This window comes from Pseudomonas sp. Q1-7, assembly GCF_028010285.1.
Lineage (GTDB): Bacteria > Pseudomonadota > Gammaproteobacteria > Pseudomonadales > Pseudomonadaceae > Metapseudomonas.
In genome coordinates this window covers 210,105-232,319 of the sequence record NZ_CP116304.1, presented here as the reverse complement: position 1 = coordinate 232,319, position 22,215 = coordinate 210,105, and the positions used below count along the sequence as shown (strand labels likewise).

Annotated in this window: 22 protein-coding genes; 10 read left to right on the top strand and 12 right to left on the bottom strand. The window is 65.8% G+C overall.

Translation table 11 applies throughout. The annotated features are described in order from the left end of the window. Positions 1-14: 14 nt before the first annotated feature. Positions 15-1,373 carry a glutamine synthetase family protein gene (locus PJW05_RS01090; RefSeq protein WP_271410107.1) on the bottom strand — a complete coding sequence of 453 codons (1,359 nt, stop codon included), beginning with the start codon at positions 1,371-1,373 and terminating at the stop codon, positions 15-17. 142 nt (positions 1,374-1,515) lie between these two features. Next, positions 1,516-2,268 (bottom strand): gamma-glutamyl-gamma-aminobutyrate hydrolase family protein, encoded by a 753-nt coding sequence (locus PJW05_RS01085; protein ID WP_271410106.1) that lies wholly within the window; start codon positions 2,266-2,268, stop codon positions 1,516-1,518. Between the two features lie 278 nt (positions 2,269-2,546). Between PJW05_RS01085 and PJW05_RS01080 the strand changes: the two genes are divergently transcribed. From PJW05_RS01080 to aguA, 5 genes are all read left to right on the top strand, one after another. Next, a complete protein-coding gene (locus PJW05_RS01080; protein WP_271410105.1) occupies positions 2,547-3,926 on the top strand; it encodes a glutamine synthetase family protein in 1,380 nt (459 codons plus the stop codon). Positions 3,927-4,070: 144 nt separating this feature from the next. Beyond that, entirely contained in the window at positions 4,071-5,129 is a 1,059-nt protein-coding gene (locus PJW05_RS01075) for a polyamine ABC transporter substrate-binding protein (protein ID WP_271410104.1), read from the top strand. 155 nt (positions 5,130-5,284) lie between these two features. Beyond that, positions 5,285-5,929, top strand: a complete 645-nt coding sequence (locus PJW05_RS01070) for a TetR/AcrR family transcriptional regulator (protein ID WP_271410103.1) — start codon at positions 5,285-5,287, stop codon at positions 5,927-5,929. 197 nt (positions 5,930-6,126) lie between these two features. Continuing rightward, positions 6,127-7,005 (top strand): N-carbamoylputrescine amidase, encoded by an 879-nt coding sequence (gene aguB, locus PJW05_RS01065; protein WP_271410102.1) that lies wholly within the window; start codon positions 6,127-6,129, stop codon positions 7,003-7,005. 85 nt (positions 7,006-7,090) lie between these two features. Then, positions 7,091-8,197 carry an agmatine deiminase gene (gene aguA, locus PJW05_RS01060; RefSeq protein WP_271410101.1) on the top strand — a complete coding sequence of 369 codons (1,107 nt, stop codon included), beginning with the start codon at positions 7,091-7,093 and terminating at the stop codon, positions 8,195-8,197. A gap of 176 nt (positions 8,198-8,373) precedes the next feature. On the opposite strand, the gene PJW05_RS01055 is transcribed toward aguA, so the two are convergent. The 9 genes from PJW05_RS01055 to PJW05_RS01015 all read right to left on the bottom strand — a co-directional run bounded on the left by PJW05_RS01055 (position 8,374) and on the right by PJW05_RS01015 (position 16,361). Then, positions 8,374-8,589: a TOBE domain-containing protein gene (locus tag PJW05_RS01055; RefSeq protein WP_271410100.1), complete on the bottom strand. Its 216-nt coding sequence runs from the start codon at positions 8,587-8,589 to the stop codon at positions 8,374-8,376. A gap of 32 nt (positions 8,590-8,621) precedes the next feature. Then, positions 8,622-9,434 (bottom strand): aliphatic sulfonates ABC transporter ATP-binding protein, encoded by an 813-nt coding sequence (gene ssuB / locus PJW05_RS01050; RefSeq protein WP_271410099.1) that lies wholly within the window; start codon positions 9,432-9,434, stop codon positions 8,622-8,624. Beyond that, positions 9,431-10,216: an aliphatic sulfonate ABC transporter permease SsuC gene (gene ssuC, locus PJW05_RS01045; RefSeq protein WP_271410098.1), complete on the bottom strand. Its 786-nt coding sequence runs from the start codon at positions 10,214-10,216 to the stop codon at positions 9,431-9,433. The genes ssuB and ssuC overlap by 4 nt, the downstream gene beginning before the upstream one ends. Positions 10,217-10,226: 10 nt before the next feature. After that, positions 10,227-11,381 (bottom strand): FMNH2-dependent alkanesulfonate monooxygenase, encoded by a 1,155-nt coding sequence (ssuD, locus tag PJW05_RS01040; protein WP_271410097.1) that lies wholly within the window; start codon positions 11,379-11,381, stop codon positions 10,227-10,229. Between the two features lie 110 nt (positions 11,382-11,491). After that, a complete protein-coding gene (locus PJW05_RS01035) occupies positions 11,492-12,469 on the bottom strand; it encodes a sulfonate ABC transporter substrate-binding protein (RefSeq protein ID WP_271410096.1) in 978 nt (325 codons plus the stop codon). Positions 12,470-12,572: 103 nt separating this feature from the next. After that, entirely contained in the window at positions 12,573-13,148 is a 576-nt protein-coding gene (gene ssuE, locus PJW05_RS01030; RefSeq protein ID WP_271410095.1) for an NADPH-dependent FMN reductase, read from the bottom strand. 55 nt (positions 13,149-13,203) lie between these two features. Further along, positions 13,204-13,842, bottom strand: coding sequence for a peroxiredoxin (locus tag PJW05_RS01025; protein ID WP_271410094.1), 639 nt, complete (start codon positions 13,840-13,842; stop codon positions 13,204-13,206). 314 nt (positions 13,843-14,156) lie between these two features. After that, entirely contained in the window at positions 14,157-15,347 is a 1,191-nt protein-coding gene (locus PJW05_RS01020) for a trans-sulfuration enzyme family protein (protein WP_271410093.1), read from the bottom strand. A gap of 231 nt (positions 15,348-15,578) precedes the next feature. Beyond that, a complete protein-coding gene (locus PJW05_RS01015) occupies positions 15,579-16,361 on the bottom strand; it encodes a MetQ/NlpA family ABC transporter substrate-binding protein (protein WP_271410092.1) in 783 nt (260 codons plus the stop codon). Between the two features lie 284 nt (positions 16,362-16,645). Here PJW05_RS01015 and PJW05_RS01010 point away from each other — a divergent pair, with 284 nt between their 5' ends. The 5 genes from PJW05_RS01010 to PJW05_RS00990 all read left to right on the top strand — a co-directional run bounded on the left by PJW05_RS01010 (position 16,646) and on the right by PJW05_RS00990 (position 21,377). Next, positions 16,646-17,647, top strand: a complete 1,002-nt coding sequence (locus tag PJW05_RS01010) for a D-cysteine desulfhydrase (RefSeq protein ID WP_271410091.1) — start codon at positions 16,646-16,648, stop codon at positions 17,645-17,647. A 110-nt stretch (positions 17,648-17,757) separates the two neighbouring features. Continuing rightward, positions 17,758-18,555, top strand: a complete 798-nt coding sequence (gene tcyJ, locus PJW05_RS01005) for a cystine ABC transporter substrate-binding protein (RefSeq protein WP_271410090.1) — start codon at positions 17,758-17,760, stop codon at positions 18,553-18,555. Beyond that, on the top strand, positions 18,552-19,220 hold the full coding sequence (gene tcyL, locus PJW05_RS01000) for a cystine ABC transporter permease (RefSeq protein ID WP_271410089.1): 669 nt from the start codon (positions 18,552-18,554) through the stop codon (positions 19,218-19,220). The genes tcyJ and tcyL overlap by 4 nt, the downstream gene beginning before the upstream one ends. Next, positions 19,220-19,966, top strand: a complete 747-nt coding sequence (gene tcyN, locus PJW05_RS00995; RefSeq protein ID WP_271410088.1) for an L-cystine ABC transporter ATP-binding protein TcyN — start codon at positions 19,220-19,222, stop codon at positions 19,964-19,966. Before tcyL ends, tcyN begins: the two co-directional genes overlap by 1 nt. Positions 19,967-20,186: 220 nt before the next feature. Further along, positions 20,187-21,377, top strand: coding sequence for an MFS transporter (locus PJW05_RS00990; protein WP_271410087.1), 1,191 nt, complete (start codon positions 20,187-20,189; stop codon positions 21,375-21,377). Between the two features lie 209 nt (positions 21,378-21,586). Here the strand turns inward: PJW05_RS00990 and PJW05_RS00985 are convergent, their stop codons facing one another. After that, a complete protein-coding gene (locus tag PJW05_RS00985; protein ID WP_271410086.1) occupies positions 21,587-22,168 on the bottom strand; it encodes an RBBP9/YdeN family alpha/beta hydrolase in 582 nt (193 codons plus the stop codon). Positions 22,169-22,215 lie beyond the last annotated feature (47 nt).

The following is a 22,215-nucleotide window of genomic DNA, read 5'->3' as shown; positions in this document are numbered from 1 at the left end:
CCTCCGTTTCCGCATCAGACGGAGAGCAACAGGAACTCGCGTTCCCAGGAGCTGATCACCCGCTTGAAGTTCTCGTGCTCGGCGCGCTTGACCGCGACATAGCCGGTCACGAACTTGCCGCCCAGGTACCGCTCGATGTCGCGGCAGGATTCCATGCGTTCCAGCGCCGCCTCGAGGGTCAGCGGCAGGCGCAGGTTGCGGCGTTCGTAGCCACGGCCCTTGACCGGTGCGCTCGGCTCCACACCTTCGACCATGCCGATATAGCCGCACAGCAGGCTGGCGGCGATGGCCAGGTAGGGGTTGGCGTCGGCGCCGGCCAGGCGGTTCTCCACGCGGCGATTCTGCGGACCGGCATCCGGCACGCGCAGGCCCACGGTGCGGTTCTCCTCGCCCCATTCCACGTTCACCGGCGCGGAGGTGTCCGGCAGGAAGCGGCGGAAGGAGTTCACGTTGGGCGCGAACAGCGGCAGCACTTCGGGGATGTACTTCTGCAGGCCGCCGATGTGGTTGAGGAAGAGCTCGCTCATGGAACCGTCATCGTTGGAGAAGATGTTCTTCCCGGTCTTGATGTCGATCACGCTCTGGTGCAGGTGCATGGCGCTGCCCGGCTCGTCGGTGATCGGCTTGGCCATGAAGGTCGCCGCCACGTTGTGCTTGAGCGCGGCCTCGCGCATGGTGCGCTTGAACACCAGGATCTGGTCCGCCAGTTCGAGGGCATCGCCGTGACGGAAGTTGATCTCCATCTGCGCCGGACCTTCCTCGTGGATCAGGGTGTCCAGGTCCAGGTCCTGCGTCTCGCACCAGTCGTACATGTCCTCGAACAGCGGGTCGAACTCGTTCGCCGCGTCGATGGAGAAGGACTGGCGGCCGGTTTCCGGGCGGCCGGAGCGGCCCAGCGGGGCCTGCAGCGGGAAGTCCGGGTCGTCGCAGCGCTTGGTCAGGTAGAACTCCATCTCCGGCGCGACGATGGGCTTCCAGCCTTTGTCGGCGTAGAGCCTGAGAACCTTCTTCAGCAGGTTGCGCGGGGACAGCTCGATGGGATTGCCCTGCTTGTCGAAGGTGTCGTGGATCACCATGGCGGTGGGCTCGATGGCCCAGGGCACCAGGTACACGGCGCTCTCGTCCGGGCGGCAGAACATGTCGATGTCCGCCGGGTCGAGCAGCTCGTAATAGATGTCGTCCTCAACATAGTCGCCGGTCACGGTCTGCAGCAGCACGCTCTCGGGGAGGCGCATGCCCTTCTCGTCCAGGAACTTGTTGGTCGGCGAGATCTTACCGCGGGCAATGCCGGTAAGGTCGCTGATCATGCATTCAACTTCGGTGATTTTGCGTTCTTTCAGCCAGCTGGTCAGCTGGTCGAGCTTGGTAGTCATAAAGACCTCAGGGTTGAGAGCTTCACTCGGCGGCTTCTACAGGTTCGTGCCGGACACGCCCATCGAGGCACCGGCCGCGGACAGTACAGTCCGAACTGCGCGACACGGCAACTTCGCCGGTTTCCTGAAGAGAGCCTCCTGTTCAGCGTTGCCCCGCCTTCTCCCTGCAAGCCTCACCAAAGGCCTGGAAGATGGCGAGATAGTTCGGGTTGGTCTGCACATGCCACTCGGGATGCCACTGCACCCCCAGGGCAAAGCTCCTGGCGCCTTCGACCGAAAAGGCCTCGACCAACCCATCAGGCGCCAGAGCCTCTACACGCAGGCCCGGCGCCAGACGTTCAACGCCCTGGCCATGAATGGAGTTGACTTGAATCTCGGACGGCAAGCCGATGCCGTCGAGCACGCCGCCCGGCTGCACCCGCAGCGGGTGTCGGGGGGCGTATTGCACCTCGAGCGGCTCGTCGGCCGGCTCGCGGTGGTCCATGTATCCTTCTACCTGATGCACGCGCTGGTGCAGGGTGCCGCCAAAAGCCACGTTCATTTCCTGAAAACCACGGCAAATGCCCAGAACGGGAATACCGGCGGCGATCGCCGCGCGGACCAGGGGCAGGGTAGTGCGATCCCGGGCGGGATCGTGATGGGTGCCTGGCTCGGAAGCGGGCCCCTTATAATGATGAGGCTCCACGTTGGACGGGGAACCGGTAAACAGGAGACCGTCCAGGCTGGCCAGGAGCGTCGCGGAATCCATCAGTTCAGCCAGGGCCGGAATCATCAGCGGAACACCGCCGGCTCCGACCGCCACCGCACGAACATACTTGTCACCAGCTATATGATAGGTCTGAGGACCGATCTCTCTGGTGCAAGCGGTTACGCCGATCAACGGCAGGCGAGACATGAGACACCCGTTTTATTTGTCTGTTATGGGTTGCGACCGAGCTTAGCGTTGTTCATTTTTTTACACAATAGGGCTGTAAAAAATTGAACACGCCCCACTGAGCACCGCAGCCAGCATGGCTTCCAGAGCGGTTCGGATGCCCCGGAACGCCCCAAAACTGGCCATCAGGCCCATTTTTGGGGCAAAATAGGGCTCGCTTGACATCCTGGGGTGATTCGGATTGACTCACACCTCAGATAGAGCGTGATTGATATTTTTAACAAAAAAGGTGTTGCATCATGTCGGTACCCCCGCGTGCCGTTCAGCTTCAAGAAGCGAACGAGTTCCTTAAGGAGCATCCTGAGGTCCAGTTCGTCGACCTGTTGATTGCGGATATGAATGGAGTGGTGCGAGGCAAGCGTATCGAACGCGCCAGCCTGACCAAAGTCTACGAGAAAGGCATCAACCTCCCCGCTTCGATCTTTGCGCTCGATATCAACGGATCCACCGTCGAAAGCACCGGCCTCGGCCTGGACATCGGCGACGCAGACCGCATCTGCTATCCCATCCCCACCACCCTCAGCGACGAACCTTGGCAGAAGCGCCCCACCGCGCAACTGCTGATGACCATGCACGAACTCGAAGGCGAACCCTTCTTCGCCGACCCGCGCGAGGTCCTGCGTCGCGTGGTGGAGAAGTTCGACGAACTCGGCCTGACCATCTGCGCCGCCTTCGAACTCGAGTTCTATTTGATCGATCAGGAGAACATCAACGGCCGTCCGCAGCCGCCGCGTTCCCCGATCTCCGGCAAGCGCCCGCAGTCCACCCAGGTCTACCTGATCGATGACCTGGACGAGTACGCCGATTGCCTGCAAGACATCCTCGAAGGCGCCAAGGTCCAGGGCATCCCGGCCGACGCCATCGTCAAGGAAAGCGCCCCGGCGCAGTTCGAGGTCAACCTGCACCACGTCGAGGACGCTCTCAAGGCGTGCGACTACGCCGTGCTGCTCAAGCGCCTCATCAAGAACATCGCCTACGACCATGAAATGGATACCACCTTCATGGCCAAGCCCTACCCGGGCCAGGCGGGCAACGGCCTGCACGTGCACATCTCGCTGATCGACAAGAAGACCGGCAAGAACATCTTCGCCGCCGATGATCCCGAGCAGAACGCCGCTTTGCGCCATGCAGTCGGCGGTGTGCTCGAGACCATGCCGGCCTCCATGGCGTTTCTCTGCCCGAACGTGAACTCCTACCGCCGCTTCGGCGCGCAGTTCTACGTGCCGAACGCGCCGAGCTGGGGCCTGGACAACCGCACCGTGGCCGTCCGCGTGCCCACCGGCAGCCCGGACGCCGTGCGCATCGAACACCGCGTGGCCGGTGCCGACGCCAACCCCTACCTGATGATGTCGGCAATCCTGGCGGGCATTCACCACGGCCTGACCAACAAGGTCGAGCCGGGCACGCCCATCGAAGGCAACGCCTACGAGCAGTTGGAGCAGAGCCTGCCGAACAACCTGCGCGACGCCCTGCGCGAGCTGGATGACAGCGAGATCCTGGCCAAGTACATCAGCCCGGACTACATCGACATCTTCGTCGCCTGCAAGGAAAGCGAGCTGGAAGAGTTCGAGCACTCCATCTCCGACCTCGAGTACAACTGGTACCTGCATACCGTGTAAGCGAGTCCACAACGCCGGCCCCAGGGCCGGCGTTGTTGTATCTGCACCTGTGATACCTGGCGCGGCGGGCCGTTCCGGCCGCCGGCGTCTCGCAGCACCCGCAAGAAACGACAACAAGAAACCGCATGCTCCGGAGGACGCCCCATGCCCCGCTTGCTCGCCCCGCTGTTGCTCGCATTGCTCCCCACGCTGGCCCAGGCCGAGGACCTGATCCGCGTCTACAACTGGAACGACTACATCGCCCCCGAGGTGCTGGAAGACTTCCACAAGGAAACCGGCATTCGCGTCGAATACCACACCTTCAGCAGTGCCGAGGAGCTGGACAAGACCTTGGCCGGCGGCGAGCCCATCGATGTCGCCGTGCCCTCCCACAATGACCTGCCGCGCCTGATCAAGGAAGGTCGCCTGCAGCCCCTGGACTTCTCCCGCCTGCCCAATCGCCAGCACCTGGACAAACAGTTGCTGAGCAAATTGGCCGCCATGGACCCGAACAACCAGCACGCCGTGCCTTACCTGTGGGGCGCCGTCGGCCTGGCGGTGAACCTGCCCCAGGCGGAAAGGGCCTTCGGCGGCCCGCTGCCCCACAGCTGGAGCCTGCTGTTCGACGCCGAACAGAGCGCGCGCCTCGGCCAGTGCGGCATCAGCCTGCTGGATGCCCCCGACGAAACCCTCGCCGTGCTGCTCAACTACCAGGGCCGCAACCTCGCCCGCAGCGCGCCGAGCCGCCTCAAGCGCAGCGCCGAGACCCTCACCGGCCTGCGGCCACACCTGCGCTACGTCGACAGCGAGCGCTACATCGGCGACCTCAACGCCGGCAACCTTTGCGTCGCCATGGCCTGGGTCGGCGACGCCCTGAACGCCGCCGCGGCCGGCCAGCCGGTAACCTTCATGGTGCCGGACGAAGGCTCGGTGCTGTTCATCGACAACCTGACCATCCCCACCAGCGCCAACCGCGCCGACCTGGCGCACCGTTTCATCGATTTCATGCTGCGCCCGCAGGTGGCGGCCAAGGTCACCAGCGCCACCCTCTACCCCAGCGGCAACGCCGACGCCCGCCAGTACCTGGACGAAGCCCTGCGCAACCAGCCCGGCCTGTACCCGGACAAGGACACCAAACGCCGCCTGTTCCCCGTCGAGCCGGTACCCGAGAAGCTCAGTGCCACCCGCGACGAGGTGTGGACGGCCTTCCGCGACGGCCAGTAGGTGGGCGCCGAGCGCAGCGAGGTCCAACGCTGCAAGGCTCGATGCCTTGAATCGTTGGGCCTCGCGGGCTCAGCACCAAGCTGTGTCCCCTTCCTCACTTGCTCAGGGAGTCCCGCCTGGATTCCAATAGCGGCCTCTATGGAAAGGAGCCGCCCATGCCGCGCCACGCCACCCCCCGCAAGCCACGCGCCAGCAGCCAACTGCGTATCGCCGGGATTCTCGACGCCGCCCGCGCCCTGCTGGCCGAACAGGGTGTGGCCAACCTGTCGATCTACAGCGTCGCCGAGCGCGCGGACATGCCGCCCTCCTCCGTCTACCACTTCTTCTCCAGCGTGCCGGCGATTCTCGAAGCGCTGACCGCCGACATCCACGCCGCTTTCCGCGCCTGCCTGCAAGTGCCCATCGGCCACGAGGAGCTGCGACACTGGCATGACCTCTCGCGGATCGTCGAAGAACGCATGCTGTCGATCTATGCCGACGACGCCGCGGCGCGCCAGCTGATCCTGGCCCAGCACGGCCTCAGCGAAGTCACCCGGGCCGACCGCCAGCACGACATCGAGCTGGGTCGGCTGATGCATGCGCTGTTCGAGCGGCATTTCGAACTGCCGACCCTGCCCGACGATGTCGACGTCTTCGCCCTGGCCATGGAACTGGGCGACCGCGTCTACGCCCGCTCGGTGCAATTGCACGGCGAAATCACTCCGCGTCTGGCGGAGGAAGGCATGCGCGTATTCGACGCCTACCTCGGCCTCTACCTGCCGCCCTACCTGCAGAAGCGGGCACTGCCCCTGGCGATCTGACGGGGCAGAATCCAGATATTTATCCGCAAATAAATCAGGAAACCTCTCCTGATAGAAAAATCACGCTTTAAATGCAGATTTTTATCGGATATAAAGTCGCCATCCGCACGGCGGCCCCAGCCCGCCAGCACGGAACCGCCCCGATTACCGATAACTATCCGGCAATCGAACTGAATTCGTTCTGACGAGGTGTCTCCATGTCCCGCATCGTTACCGTCGCTGCCACCCAGATGGCCTGTTCCTGGAATCGCGCCGCGAACATCGCCAACGCCGAGAAACTGGTGCGCCAGGCCGCCGCCAAGGGCGCGCAGATCATCCTGATCCAGGAACTCTTCGAGACCCCCTATTTCTGCCAGAAGCCGAACCCGGACTACCTCCAGCTGGCGACCAGCACCGAGACCAACGAAGCCATCGCGCACTTCCAGAACGTCGCCCGCGAGCTGCAAGTCGTGCTGCCCATCAGCTACTTCGAGCAGGCCGGCCGCGCGCGCTTCAACAGCATCGCCATCCTCGATGCCGACGGCTCCAACCTGGGCGTGTACCGCAAGAGCCACATCCCGGACGGCCCCGGCTACCACGAGAAGTACTACTTCAATCCGGGCGACACCGGCTTCAAGGTGTGGAACACCCGCTACGCGAAGATCGGCGTCGGCATCTGCTGGGACCAGTGGTTCCCCGAAGCGGCCCGCAGCATGGCCCTGCTGGGCGCCGAGATCCTCTTCTACCCCACCGCCATCGGCAGCGAACCCCACGACGCCAGCATCACCTCCCGTGACCACTGGCAGCGCGTGCAACAAGGCCATGCCGGCGCCAACCTGATGCCGCTGGTGGCCTCCAACCGCATCGGCAAGGAAGAGCAGGACGGCTACGACATCACCTTCTACGGCTCCTCCTTCATCGCCGACCAGTTCGGCAAGAAGGTCGAGGAACTGAACGAGACCGAAGAAGGCATCCTGGTACACAGCTTCGACCTGGACAAACTGGAGCACGTGCGCAGCGCCTGGGGTGTGTTCCGCGATCGTCGCCCGAATCTATACTCCCCGATCAAGACCCTGGACGGCTCCCTCGAATCCTGATGCCCGAATTCAGGGGCCAGCCCGATGGCGATGCACTGTTCGCCAGCGGGTTGGCCCCTGCTCCATTTCAGACGGTGAATTGTTGATGAACACACTGAACAGCCTCCCCCGCGACGACGGCTTCCGCATGCCCGCCGAGTGGGAACCCCATACCCGCACCTGGATGGTCTGGCCCGAGCGCCCGGACAACTGGCGCCTGGGCGGCAAGCCCGCGCAGACCGCGTTCGCCGCCGTGGCCAAGGCCATCGCCCGCTTCGAACCGGTGACCGTCTGCGTCTCCGCAGGCCAGTACGAGAACGCCCGCGCGCGCCTCGACAAGCCGAATATCCGTGTGGTGGAAATCTCCAACGACGACGCCTGGGTGCGCGACACCGGCCCGACCTTCGTGATCAACGACAGTGGCGAAGTGCGTGGCGTGGACTGGACCTTCAACGCCTGGGGCGGCTTCGATGGCGGCCTCTACTTCCCCTGGAACCGCGACGACCAGGTGGCGCGCAAGGTCCTCGAGATCGAAGGCTGCAAGCGCTACCGCACCGACGGCTTCGTGCTGGAAGGCGGCTCCATCCACGTGGATGGCGAAGGCACCCTGATCACCACCGAGGAATGCCTGCTGAACAAGAACCGCAACCCGCACCTGGACCGCGAACAGATCGAAGCGGTGCTGCGCGAGCAACTGGCGGTGGAAACCGTGATCTGGCTGCCGGACGGCCTCTACAACGACGAGACCGACGGCCATGTGGACAACTTCTGCTGCTACGTGCGCCCGGGCGAAGTCCTGCTGGCCTGGACCGACGACCCGCACGACCCGAACTTCCCGCGTTGCCAGGCGGCGATGAAGGTGCTGGAGCACGCCCGCGACGCCAAGGGCCGCCAGTTGGTGGTGCACAAGATGCCGATTCCCGGACCGATCTACGCCACCGAGGAAGAGTGCGCCGGCGTGGACCTGGTGGAGGGCACCCAGGAACGCGATCCGTCGATCCGCCTGGCCGGCTCCTACGTGAACTTCCTGATCGTCAACGGCGGCATCATCGCGCCGAAGTTCGACGACGCGAAGGACGCCACGGCCGAAGCCATCCTCAAGCGCGTCTTCCCGCAGCATGAGGTGGTGATGGTGCCGGGCCGGGAGATTCTTCTCGGCGGCGGCAACATCCACTGCATCACCCAGCAGCAGCCAGCGCCGCAAAAGCGCTGAGCCAAGGCTGAATGAACCACCCCCCGCAGATGCGGGGGGTGGTTTTTGAGGGCGTGGAACGGGGCGAATCGTAGGATGGGTAGAGCCCGCGAAACCCATCGAATTCCGCGCACACCAGCATGGGTTTCGCTCCGCTCGCGGAACGCCGCCCGACCCATCCTACGGTCACAGCAGCTTCACAGCTTGGCGATCGACACCTCGGTGGACTTCACGAAGGCGATCACCTCGGAGCCCACCCCCAGTTCCAGCTCGCGCACGGAACGGGTGGTGATGACCGAAGTGACGATGCCGGCGGCGGTCTGCACATCGATCTCGGAAAGCACCGGGCCTTCGATGATGTCCTTGATGGTGCCCTTGAACTGGTTGCGGACGTTGATGGCTTTGATGGTCATGGCGATGTCTTCCTTTGTTCGGGATTGAGGGTTCAGAGCGCCCAGCGCAATTGCGTGGGCAAGGGTGAAACGGGTTCCGCTTCCGGGGGCGCCGCGGGCAACGCCAGCACACGCTCCAGCACGTCGGCCTCCAGCGCCGCCAGGCGTGCCGAACCGCGCGCTCGCGGGCAGGGCAGGTCGACGGCCAGGTCCAGGCCGATGGCACCGTCTTCGATCAGGATCACCCGGTCGGCGATAGCCACCGCCTCGTTCACGTCATGGGTCACCAGCAGCACGGTGAAGCCATGCTGCTGCCAGAGCCGTTCGATCAGTTGCTGCATTTCGATGCGGGTCAGGGCATCCAGGGCGCCCAGGGGCTCGTCCAGCAGCAGCAGGCGCGGCTGGTGAATCAGCGCGCGGGCCAGCGCCACGCGCTGCTTCTGGCCACCCGAGAGGGCCGTGGGCCATTCCCGGGCGCGGTCGGCGAGGCCCACCGCGTCCAGGGCTTCCAGGGCGCGTGGACGCCAGTCACCGGAAAGTCCCAGGCCCACGTTGTCGATCACCCGCTTCCAGGGCAGCAGCCGGGCGTCCTGGAACATCAGCCGGGTGTCTTCGCGGGCCTCTTCCAGCGGCGCCGAGCCGGACAGCAGCTCGCCACGGGAGGGCTTGTCCAGTCCCGCCAGCAGGCGCAGCAGGGTGCTCTTGCCGCATCCGCTGCGGCCGACCACGGCGACGAACTGGCCAGCGGGGATCAGGAGGTCGATGCCCTTGAGCACCTCGCGTTCACCGAAGGCCTTGCCGATACCCCGCAACGCCAGCGGGATACCCCGCTTGAGGCGTTGCGGAGCCTGCAGGGCGGCGGTCATGCGGCACCTCCCTTGGCCTGGTAGGCCGGGTGCCAACGCAACCAGATGCGTTCCAGGCCACGGGCGAGGAGGTCAGCCAGCTTGCCGAGCACCGCGTAGAGCAGGATCGCCAGCACCACGACATCGGTCTGTAGGAACTCGCGGGCGTTCATCGCCAGGTAGCCGATACCGGAACTGGCGGAAATCGTCTCGGCGACGATCAGCGTCAGCCACATGAGCCCCAGGGCGAAGCGCACCCCCACCAGGATCGAAGGCAACGCGCCCGGCAGGATGACCTGACGGAACAGGGCGAAGCCCGTCAGCCCATAGCTGCGCGCCATTTCCACCAGTGCCGGATCGACGTTGCGGATGCCGTGGTAGGTGTTGAGGTAAATGGGGAACAGGGTGCCGAGGGCGACCAGGAAGACCTTCGCCGACTCGTCGATGCCGAACCACAGGATCACCAGCGGGATAAGCGCCAGGTGCGGCACGTTGCGGATCATCTGCACCGAGCTGTCGAGCAGGCGCTCGCCCCACGTCGACAGGCCGGTGATGAACCCCAGCAACAGCCCAAGGCCGCCGCCAATGACGAAGCCGATGCCGGCACGCCAGCCACTGACGGCCAGGTGGGTCCAGATCTCGCCGCTGGCGAGCAGGTCCCAGCCCGCCGCCAGCACCGCGCTGGGCGCCGGCAGGATGCGGGTGGAGAGCAGGCCGGTGACCACGGCGCCCTGCCAGATCGCCAGCAGCGCCAGGGGCAGGGCCCAGGGCGCCAGGCGCAGGAGTATGGAATTGAACGTCATCCCTGCCCCCTCAGCTCTGCGAGGCCAGCTTGGCTTCGGGCAGCGCCTCGTTGGCCACCATTTCGCCGAAGGGGCTGACGAAGCCCAGGCCGTCAGTGGAGCGCGGACGCGCCACGTCCAGGTGCGGGAACAGCAACTCGGCAACGCGGTAGGACTCTTCCAGGTGCGGGTAGCCGGAGAAGATGAACGTGTCGATGCCCAGGTCAGCGTATTCCTTGACCCGCGCGGCCACGGTGGGACCGTCGCCCACCAGCGCGGTGCCGGCACCGCCACGCACCAGACCGACACCGGCCCAGAGGTTGGGGCTGACCTCCAACTGGTCGCGCTTGCCATTGTGCAGGGCGGCCATGCGCTGCTGGCCCACCGAGTCGAAGCGGGCGAAGGCGGCCTGGGCCTTGGCGATGGTGGCGTCGTCGAGCTTTTCGATCAGACGCTCGGCGGCGGCCCAGGCGGCTTCATTGGTCTGCCGCACGATCACATGCAGGCGGATGCCGAAGCGTACGCTGCGACCTCGCTGGGCGGCCTTGGCGCGCACCTGCTCGATTTTTTCCTTCACCGCCGCCGGCGGTTCGCCCCAGGTCAGGTAGAGCTCCACCTGCTCCGCCGCCAGGTCCTGCGCGGCCTCGGAGGAGCCGCCGAAGTACAACGGCGGGCGCGGTTGCTGAAGCGGCGGGTAGAACAGCTTCGCACCCTTCACCTGGATGTGTTTGCCCTGGTAGTCGACCGTCTCGCCTTCCAGCACGCGGCGCCAGATGCGGGTGAACTCGGCGGACGCTTCGTAGCGCTCTTCATGGTTCAGGTGCAGGCCATCGGCGGCCAGCTCGGTCGGGTCGCCGCCGGTCACCAGGTTGAACAGCGCGCGGCCACCGGAGAGGCGATCCAGGGTAGCGGCCTGGCGCGCGGCCACCGTGGGCGAAATGATCCCCGGTCGCAGGGCGACGAGGAATTTCAGGCGCCGGGTCACCGGGATCAGCGAGGCGGCCACCAGCCAGGAGTCCTCGCAGGAACGCCCGGTGGGAATCAGTACGCCGCCGTAGCCGAGGCGGTCGGCGGCCTGGGCGATCTGCTGCAGGTAGCCGTGGTCAACGGCGCGGGCACCCTCGGATGTCCCGAGGAAGTGGCCGTCGCCATGGGTGGGAAGGAACCAGAAGATGTTCAGGCTCATGGAGTGCTCTCCTTCATGTGTGCCCCTCTCGCTCCGGGAGAGGGGCTGGGGCGGACCGTGCTCGGATGCGGGAAGCGCCGGCGGGCGCACCCTCACCCGATGCTTCGGAATTACGGCTGGGCGACCTTGGCCGGGGGCACCGAGGCCGGCGGCGTCCAGATCACGTCCTTGATGCTGAGTTGTTTCGGAATCAGCTTCAGGCCGGTGAAGGTGTCGGCGATCTTCTGCTGCGCGGCCACCACCTCAGGGGTCAGCGGCCCGGCGCCGTAGCCACGGCGTTTCACCGCGACGGAGGTGATGTCCCGGGGCAGGCCCAGCAACGGCGCCACCTGTTCGGTGACCTTGTCCGGGTCGGCCTTGGCGTCTTCGCCCACGGCGCGCACTTCCTCGATCAGGGCACTGACCACCTGGGGGTGCTGCTGCGCAAAGGAGCGAGTGGCCAGGTAGAACTGGTGGTTGTCGACGATGTCCTGGCCGTTGCGCAGGGTACGGGCCGCCAGTTGTTTCTCGGCGGCAGCCTGGAAGGGGTCCCAGATCGCCCAGGCGTCCACGCTGCCGCGCTCGAAGGCCGCGCGGGCGTCGGCCGGCGGCAGGTACACCGGCCGGACGTCGCGGTACGTGAGGCCGGCCTCTTCGAGGGCACGGATCAGCAGGTAATGGACGTTGGAGCCCTTGTTCAAGGCGACCCTCTTGCCGGCCAGGTCTTTCACCGACTGGATGGCCGAGTCCTTGGGCACCAGGATCGCCTCGCTGGTGGGCGCCGGCGGCTCATAAGCCACGTAGAGCAGATCGGCGCCGGCGGCCTGGGCGAACACCGGCGGCGTCTCGCCGGTGACGCCGAAGTCGATGGCGCCGACGTTCAGGCCCTCCAGCAACTGCGGGCCGCCCGGGAACTCGGTCCATTTGACCTGGATGCCCTGTGCCGCCAGGCGCTTCTCCAGCGTGCCCTTGGCCTTGAGCAGCACCAGGGTGCCGTATTTCTGGTAACCGATCCGCAGGGTCTCGGCCTGTGCCTGGGTGATGGCGCCGAAAGCCAGGGCCGCGGTGAACAGCGCAGCCAGGCTCCGACGCAAAGTGATGGTGCGCATGGCGCTCTCCTCTGACTTTGCTCGTGCTTGTGTGCGCCTGCTCGCCTCGTTGGCGGGTGAGTAAGGCGGGTTCAGTGCTCCCGGCGGGAGCGGTTGATTCGGTTCAGACGCTCCAGCGCGCGTGGCGCAGGGCGTCAGGGGCCAGCGGACGTGGCCGGCGGGCCAGGGCCTGGTGGAACTGCGCCAGGGCTTCGTCCAGGCGCAGCGCCAGCGACGGGGCCAATCGCAGCTCGCCGTTCTCGAACGCCACTTGGCGATCGTCGGCAAATACGCCGAGCTTCACGTCCTCGGCCTTGAGGGCCGCCAGGACCGGCCGCAGGGCGTAGTCCAGCGCCAGCATGTGGGCGTTGCTGCCGGCGGTGGCGATGGGCAGCACCACCTTGCCGGCCAGGGCCCGCTCGGGCAGCACGTCCAGCAGGGTCTTCAGGGCGCCGGCGAACGACGCCTTGTAGACCGGCGTGGCCAGCAGCAGGCCATCGGCCTGACTGACCTGCTCGATCAGGTGCTGCACACGGGGGCTGTCGAAGCGCGCGTGCAGCAGGTCCTCTGCGGGGAAATCGCGCACCGCGAAACCCGTCACCTCGACGCCGTGGCGTTCCAGCCACTGCCGCGCGCGCGCCAGCAGCGCGGCGGAGCGCGAGGTCGGGCTGGGACTGCCGGACAGGGTCACCACCACCATGGTTCGGTCCTCTCGGATTCAGGGGCGGCGCAGTCTCTCCTTGCGCCGGGCCGGTTCAGCGATTGGGTTGCGGCGTCAGGCGCAGGTATGGCCGGACCGCCTTGTAGCCGCGTGGGAAGCGCTGACGGATTTCGTCTTCATCCTTGAGCGAGGGCACGATCACCACGTCGTCGCCGTCCTGCCAGTTGGCCGGGGTGGCGACCTTGTGGTGGTCGGTCAGTTGCAGGGAGTCGATCACCCGCAGGATCTCGTTGAAGTTGCGCCCGGTGCTGGCGGGGTAGGTGATGATCAGGCGCACCTTCTTGTTCGGGTCGATGATGAACAGCGAACGCACGGTCAGGGTGTCGTTGGCGTTGGGGTGGATCAGGTCGTAGAGGTCGGAGACCTTGCGATCGGCGTCGGCGAGGATCGGGAAGTTCACCCGGGTGCCCTGGGTGTCGTTGATGTCATCGATCCAGCGGTGATGGGAATCCACCGGGTCCACGGAGAGGGCGATGGCCTTCACCCCGCGGGCGGCGAATTCGTCCTTCAGCCTGGCGGTGAAACCCAGCTCGGTGGTGCACACCGGCGTGAAGTCGGCCGGGTGCGAGAACAATACACCCCAACTGCTGCCCAGCCATTCGTGGAAGCGGATGCGGCCTTCGCTGGAGTCCTGCTCAAAGTCGGGGGCGAGATCGCCAAGGCGGATACTCATGGTGCTGCTCCTTGATCGGGTGTCGTTCCGTGGAGCCGACTATGAGCAGCCGCGATGAAAATTAAAAGAAATAAATAATGATTTATTTATAACTTATTAACCTATCAAATTGCGGACATGGGAACGCCGGGAAAACCTCTGCAGTAAGGCTCCCGGCGCATCCCTGCGTGCGAATTCGTTCGCGAATGGCCCGCAGGTTGGCCTGAGCCTGCGAGGCTAAACGCCAGACACAGGCTCCGCGACCTCAGATCTCGCGACTCACCAGCGGAACGCCGATGGCGCCCGTCGCCGGTGAACCGCTCCCGGACAGCGTGTCAGAGACTGTCCAGCGCCTGCATGAAGTCGGCGACTATGTCCGCCGCATCCTCGATGCCCACCGACACGCGGATGGTGCCGTCGTGGATATCCAGCTCCGCCAGGGCCTCGGCGGACAGGGCGCGGTGGCTGGTCTTGCCAGGGTGAGTGATGCTGCTGGCAACGCCCGCGAGCGACGGCGCGAAGGCGGTGTTCTTCAGGGCGCGAATCAGCGCGTCCACTTCGGTCAGTCCGCCACGCAGGGTGAAGCTGAGCATGCCCGAGGCCCCCTTGGGGAACAGCCGCCGGGCCAGCGCATGATCCGGGTGCGAAGGCAGGCCCGGGTAGAACACCTGGGCCACCTTCGGGTGGGCCTCCAGGGCCTCGGCCAACGCCAGGGCATTGGCCGAGTGGGCCTTCATGCGTAGCGCCAGGGTCTTGGCGCCGCGGAAGGTCAGCCAGGATTCGAAGGGGCTGGCGCTGCCGCCGGCATTGATCTGGAAACGCCGCGCCTGGCCGATCCACTCGGCATCGCCGACCAGGATGCCGCCGGTGGCATCGCTGTGGCCGTTGAGGTACTTGGTGGTGCTGTGCAGCACCAGGTCGGCGCCGTCGGCCAACGGGTTGTAGAGCGCCGGCGAGAGGAAGGTGTTGTCCACCAGCAGCTTGAGGCCCCGAGCCTTGGCCAACTGCGCCAGGGCCGGCACATCGCTGACCCGCACCAGCGGATTGGAGGCCGTCTCGGTGTAGATGATCTTCGTCGCCGGGGTGATGGCCGCTTCCACCGCCGCCAGATCGTTGATCTCCACCAGGGTGGCGCGGATACCGAAACGCGCCAGTTCCTTCTCGATCAGGCTCTGGGTGGTGCCATACAACTCGCGGCTGGCGATCAGGTGGTCGCCCGCATTCAGCCGTCCCAGCAGCGCCGCGCTCACCGAGGCCATGCCGGAGGCGGAGAACAGCGCCGACTCGCCACCTTCCAGGTCGCGTACCAACTGCTCCAGCGCCGCCTGGTTGGGGTTGGCGATGCGGGTGTACATGTAATTGTCGGGATTGCCGGCGAGAAAGTCGTCCACTTGCGCCAGGGAGTCGTAGACGAACACCGAGGATTCGTAGATCGGCAGACTCTTCGGGCGGGTGACCATCTTCTGGTCGATGTCGTTGCCGCTGTGCACGGATCGAGTGGACAGGCCGGGTTTTGGGTCGGACATGGAGTACCTCCGAGCGAGGAAACGGATGGGGCACAAACCTGTAGGAGCGAATTCATTCGCGAAAGCAGGCCGCAGGTCTGCCATTAGGGTCCGCTGCGCGGTCCATCGCGAATGAATTCGCGCCCACAAAGATCAACGTTCCGCCCCGAAAAAAAGAACGCCGACGATAGTCGAGACTCGTCGGCGTGAGGAGGGGCGGGTCATGCACCCGCCACCGTGGCTAGCCTGTGATCAGAACGCGGGAACCACCGCGCCGGAGTACTTCTGCTCGATGAAGGCTTTCACTTCCGGGCTGGTCAGCGCGGTGGAGAGTTTCTTGATGGCATCGCTGTCCTTGTTGTCCGGACGGGCCACCAGGTAGTTCACGTAGGGCGACGTGCGGTCTTCCAGCACCAGGGCGTCCGTGGTCGGGTTCAGCTTGGCTTCCAGCGCGTAGTTGGTGTTGATCAGGGCCAGGTCGACCTGATCCAGCACGCGCGGCAGCAGCGCCGACTCCAGTTCCTTGAACTTGAAGTTGTGCGGGTTCTCGGCGATGTCCTTGGGCGTGGCCAGGGCGTTCTTCGGATCCTTCAGCTTCAGCACCCCGGCCTTCTGCAGCAGGAGCAGGGCGCGGCCGCTGTTGCTGCCCTCGTTGGGGATGGCGATGGTGGCGCCGTCCGGCAGGTCCTTCAGGGATTTGTGTTTGCTGGAGTAACCGCCGAAGGGTTCGACGTGCACGCCCTGGACGATCACCAGGTGGGTGCCCTTGCCGCTGTTGAAGTTGTCCAGGTAGGGCTTGGTCTGGAAGTAGTTGGCGTCCAGGCGCTTCTGGTCCACCTGCAGGTTGGGCTGCACGTAGTCGGTGAAGACTTTCACTTCCAGGTCCACGCCTTCCTTGGCCAGCTGGGGTTTGACCAGTTCGAGGATTTCCGCGTGGGGCACCGGGGTGGCGGCGACCACCAGTTTCTCGCCAGCGTTGGCGAAGGACACGGACAGGGCAGCGGCCAGGGCGGTCAGCAGCAGGGACTTCTTCATGATGATCCTTTCGATTGCGGGGCCCCGGCTGGATCTTCAGCCGCGAGCGGGTGTTGGGATGCCCGGTCTGGGTGTGCCGGGTTGAGCGCGACGTTACGAAGATTTTTTATAACGATCAAATAACTATTGGTTCATCTCTTATTCCATAAGTTAAAAGAATGCGACAACGCCAACCCTGTCCCTTGCCTGACTGACTGGAATGTTCATGTCGCCTCCGAGAATTGCCTGCCAGGCGCTGGCTCACTAGAGTGGCAGCCTTCGCAACTGCCCGCCGAGCCGCCACCATGCTTAATGCCGCCCTCGCCCGCTTCCCCCGTCTGCCACTGGTTCCCGCCCCCACCCCGCTGGACAGGCTGGAGCGACTGTCGCAGCAGCTCGGCCGCGGCGTTTATGTGAAGCGTGACGACATCACCCCGTTCGCCCTGGGCGGCAACAAGGTGCGCAAGCTGGAGTTTCTCGCCGCCGAGGCCCTGGCCCAGGGCGCCGATACCCTGGTCACCGCCGGCGCCATCCAGTCCAACCATGTGCGCCAGACCGCCGCCCTGGCCGCGCGCCTGGGCCTTGCCTGCGTCGCCCTGCTGGAGAACCCCATCGGCAGCACCGACCGCAACTACCTGGAAAACGGCAACCGCCTGCTGCTCGACCTGTTCGGCGCCGAGGTGGAGTTGGTGGCCAGCCTGGACAACGCTGACGACCTCCTCGCCGCCGCCGGCGAACGCCTGCGCGGCGCCGGCAAGCGCCCCTACCTGGTGCCCATCGGTGGCTCCAACGCCCTCGGTGCGCTGGGCTACGTGCGCGCCGGCCTGGAGCTGGCCGAGCAGATCAAGGCCAGCGGTGAGCGCTTCGCCGCCGTGGTCCTGGCCTCCGGCAGCGCCGGCACCCACGCCGGGCTGGCGCTGGCCCTGGAACACGCCCTGCCCGGCACGCGGGTGGTGGGCGTGACCGTCTCGCGCCCCGCCGCCACCCAGCGCCCCAAGGTGGAAGGCCTGCTGCAACGCACCGCCGACCTGCTTGGCGTGGAAGTCCCGAAGGCTCTCAAGGTGGAGCTGTGGGACCAGTACTTCGCCCCGCGCTATGGCGAACCCAGTGCCGCCACCCTGGAGGCCATGCGCTTGCTGGCCAGCCACGAAGGCCTGCTGCTGGACCCGGTGTACACCGGCAAGGCCTTCGCCGGCCTGCTCGACGGCATTGCCAAGGGCGCCTTCGAAGGTGACGGCCCGGTGCTGTTCCTGCACACCGGTGGCTCGCCGGCGCTGTTCGCCTATCATCCAGCGGGCATCGCTTGAGGCTGCTTATTGCAAAATGGCAGCAATCGATAATTCTTGGAAATTTCGTCGCATATAGCCGACACCCTAGAGTTGCCACCCCCTTTTGCCACCTGCCCCGTGAGGCTCCCATGACATTCGCAACCCTGCGTCGCCAGTTCATCCTCGGCAGCCTGAGCCTGGTGCTCGGCGCCGGCTTCGTCGGCACCAGCCATGCCGCCGACCTGCTCCAGGACATCCAGCAGAAAGGCGCCATCAAGGTCGGCCTGGAAGGCACCTACCCGCCCTTCAACTACCAGGACGAGAACGGCAAGCTGACCGGCTTCGAAGTTGAACTGGCCGAGGCCCTGGCCAAGGAGATCGGCGTGAAGGCCGAGTTCCAGCCGACCAAGTGGGACGGCATTCTCGCCGCGCTGGAGTCCAAGCGCCTGGATGTGGTGATCAACCAGGTCACCATCTCCGACGAGCGCAAGAAGAAGTACGACTTCTCCACCCCCTACACCGTCTCCGGCATCCAGGCCCTGGTGCGCAAGGGCACCGAAGGCGAGATCAAGACCGCGGCCGACCTGGCCGGCAAGAAGGTCGGCGTGGGCCTGGGCACCAACTACGAGCAATGGCTGAAGGACAACGTCCCGCAGGCCGACATCCGCACCTACGACGATGACCCCACCAAGTTCCAGGACCTCAACGTCGGCCGCATCGACGCCATCCTGGTCGACCGACTGGCCGCCTTCGAAATGGTCGAGAAGACCGGCGGCCGCCTGGCCGTGGCCGGCGAACCCTTCTCCCGCCAGGAAGCCGGCATCGCCCTGCGCAAGGGCAACCCGGAACTGCTGGCCGCCCTCGACAAGGCCCTGGCCAAGCTGAAGGCCGACGGCACCCTGAAGCAGCTCTCCGAGAAGTGGTTCAAGGCTGACGTGACCCAATGATCGAAGGCAGCCTGCAACTGGCGCTGGATTCCGCGCCCTTCCTGTTGAAGGGCGCGGTGTTTACGGTGGTGCTGAGCCTTGGCGGCATGTTCTTCGGACTGCTGCTGGGCTTCGTCCTCGCCCTGATGCGCCTCTACGGATTCACCGCCCTGCGCTGGACCTCGCGGATCTACGTGTCCTTCTTCCGCGGCACGCCGCTGCTGGTGCAGCTGTTCATGATCTATTACGGCCTGCCGCAACTGGGCATCCAGCTCGAACCGCTGCCCGCGGCGCTGATCGGCTTCTCGCTGAACATGGCCGCCTACACCTCGGAAATCCTCCGCGCCGCCATCGCCTCCATCGACAAGGGGCAATGGGAAGCCGCCGCCAGCATCGGCATGAGCCGCACCCAGACCCTGGTCCGCGCCATCCTCCCGCAGGCCGCGCGCACCGCCCTGCCGCCGCTGGGCAACAGCTTTATCTCGCTGGTGAAGGACACCGCCCTGGCCGCCACCATCCAGGTGCCGGAACTGTTCCGCCAGGCGCAACTGATCACCGCGCGCACCTTCGAGATTTTCACCATGTACCTGGCCGCCGCGCTGATCTACTGGGTGCTGGCCACCGTGCTGTCGCACGTCCAGGGCCGCCTCGAGGCGCGGGTCAACCAGCATGAGCGCGACGCCTGATGATCACCGTTCGTAACCTGACCAAATCCTTCAAGGGCCAGGAAGTGCTCAAGGGCATCGACCTGACCATCGAACCGGGCGAAGTGGTCGCCATCATCGGCCCCAGCGGCTCGGGCAAGACCACCCTGCTGCGCTGCCTGAACCTGCTGGAAGAACCCAGTGGCGGGCTCATCAAGGTCGGCGAGATCGAGATCGACGCCAGCCGGCCGCTGAAGCAACAGCAGGGCCTGATCCGCAAGCTGCGCCAGCACGTCGGTTTCGTCTTCCAGAGCTTCAACCTCTTCCCCCATCGCACCGCGCTGGAGAACGTCATCGAAGGCCCGGTGGTGGTGAAGAAGGAGCCGCGCGAACGCGCCGTCGAAAAGGCGCGTCGGCTGTTGGCCAAGGTCGGCCTGGCGGGCAAGGAAGATGCCTACCCCAAGCGCCTTTCCGGCGGCCAGCAACAGCGCGTGGCCATCGCCCGTGCCCTGGCCATGGAGCCGGATGTGATCCTCTTCGACGAACCCACCTCGGCGCTGGACCCGGAGCTGGTCGGCGAGGTGCTGGCGACCATCCGAGGCCTGGCCGAGGAGAAGCGCACCATGGTCATCGTCACCCATGAAATGAGCTTCGCCCGCGACGTGGCCAACCGTGCGATCTTCATCGACAAGGGCGTGATCGTCGAACAGGGCGATGCCAAGGCCCTGTTCAGCGCACCACAGGAAGAGCGCACCAAGCAGTTTCTGAGCAAGTTCCTGCAGGGCTGAGGCTTCGCCGGCGCCTTGCCGCTCCTCGTGGGGGCGAATTCATTCGCTAAGGGCGGCGCAGCTGCCCCCTGGAAGTCCGAGGCAGACCTGCGGTCTGCATAGCGAATGAATTCGCCCCCACAAGGTGTTCCTCCGGTCCGCCGCGACCGGTAAGCCCCCTGCAAGGAAATCCGCGTAGAATCCGCGCCCCTCGCAAGAACGCCCCGCCACCGGAACCCCCATGAACCCGAGCACCCTCCTCTCCCTGCCGTTGCTGGCCCTCGCCCTCGGCGGCTTCGTCGTCGGCAGCAGCGAATTCATCATCATGGGTCTGCTGCCCGAAGTGGCCAGCGATCTGCAGGTCAGCCTGTCCGATGCCGGGCTGCTGGTCAGTGCCTATGCCATGGGCGTGGTGATCGGCGCGCCGCTGCTGGGCCCGCTGCTGGGCCGCCTGCCCCGGCGCCAGGCCCTGCTCTGGCTGATGGGCGCCTACGCCCTGGGCAACCTCGGCTGTGCCCTGGCGCCGAACTACGAATGGTTGCTGGCCATGCGCATGTTCACCGCGTTCAGCCACGCCGGCTTCTTCGGCTGCGCCACCCTGCTCGCCGCCGAACTGGCGCCGCCCCATCGCCGCGCCTCGGCCATGGCCCTGGTGCTCAGCGGCCTGACCATCGCCAACGTACTCGGCGTGCCGGCCGGCGCCTGGCTGGGCCAGGCCACCAGTTGGCGGGTCACCTTCATGGTGGTGGCCGGCCTGGGGGCCCTCACGCTGCTGGCCCAGGCCCTCTGGCTGCCGATCACCGCCAGGCCGCAGGCCAACGCAGCCGGCGCCTGGGACGGCATCCTGCGGCGCCCGGTACTGCATGCGCTGTTCGTCTGCAGCCTGTCGTCGGTGGCGCTGTTCGGCGTGTTCACCTACATCAGCCCGCTGCTGCGCGACGTCTCCGGCTTCACGCCGCAACACGCCAACTTCGCCCTGCTGCTGTTCGGCATCGGCTTGACCATCGGCAACCTGTTGGGCGGGCGCCTGGCCGACCGGGGTTTCCGCCATTCGCTGCCGCTGGCCTTCGGTGTGAGCGCGCTGTGCCTGCTGGGGCTGTTCGTCTTCGCGCAGATTCCGGTGTTGGCGCTGGGCTGCCTGTTCCTCTGGGGCGTTGCCAGCTTCGCCATTTCCTCACCGCTGCAACTGCTGCTGGTGGAGCAGGCCGGCGAATCGGCGAGCCTGGCCGCCACCCTCAGCCACGCCGCCTTCAACCTGGGCAACGCCAGCGGCGCCTTTGTCGGCGGCCTCTGGCTGAGCACCAACCTGGGTCTGAACAACCTGCCGCTGATGGGCGTGGGTGTACTGGCCCTGACCATCCTGGTGTGCCTGCCGCTGCCGCGCCTGCGCGCAGTGAAGGACCATTTGAAGGCCAGCGGACAGCTTCACTGATGTTCCGGTAGGTGGGTGCGGGCCACGCTGGTCCGAGCGCAGCGAGGCCCAACAACCGATTCGTTGGGTTTCGCTGCGCGCTACGCCAACCTTCTATCTCTCCAGCCTTGTAGGGTGGGTCACGCTTCACCGACCCACCAAGCGGCGCCGAGGGGCTTCGAAGGTCGAGGCGAAAAGCCATAGCCGCCCGCAGCGGAGTAGCGGGCGACTCAGGCGCGCTGGCGAGCGAACGCTTCGACGCGGCCTTGCAGACGGTAGAGATGGGCGAAACCCTGCTCCCAGGTGTGGTGCCCGGACTTCACGTTGATATGCCCGGCCCCCGTGAGGAGGACCGCTTCCGAGCCCCAATCGCTGGCCATTTCCAGGGCCCGCTGCGGGCTGGCGGCGTGGTCGTTGTCCGAGCCGACCAGCAGCGTCGGGAACGGCAACAGAGCCGTGGGAATCGGCGCGAAGCCCTTCAAGGGCTCCGGGCAGCCGGGGCGCTGCACGTCCGCCGGCGCCACCAGCAGGGCACCGCGCACGCGATGCAGCACATCCGGGTCGGCCTGCGCGGCCCAGTGCGCCACGGTCACGCAGCCCAGGCTGTGGGCGATGAGAATGGCAGGGGTGCGTTCGGCGTCGATGGCGCGCTCCAGCGCCGCCACCCAGGCCTCGCGGTCCGGGTTGTTCCAGTCGGCCTGCTCGACCCGGCTGGCATTGGGCAACGTGCGCTGCCAATGGCTTTGCCAATGATCGATGGACGAGCCCTGCCATCCCGGCAGGATCAGGTAACGAATGGCCTGGCTGCGCATGGCGAGCCCTCCTTGCTGACGTTCGATGCTGGGCAGTCTAGGAGGTC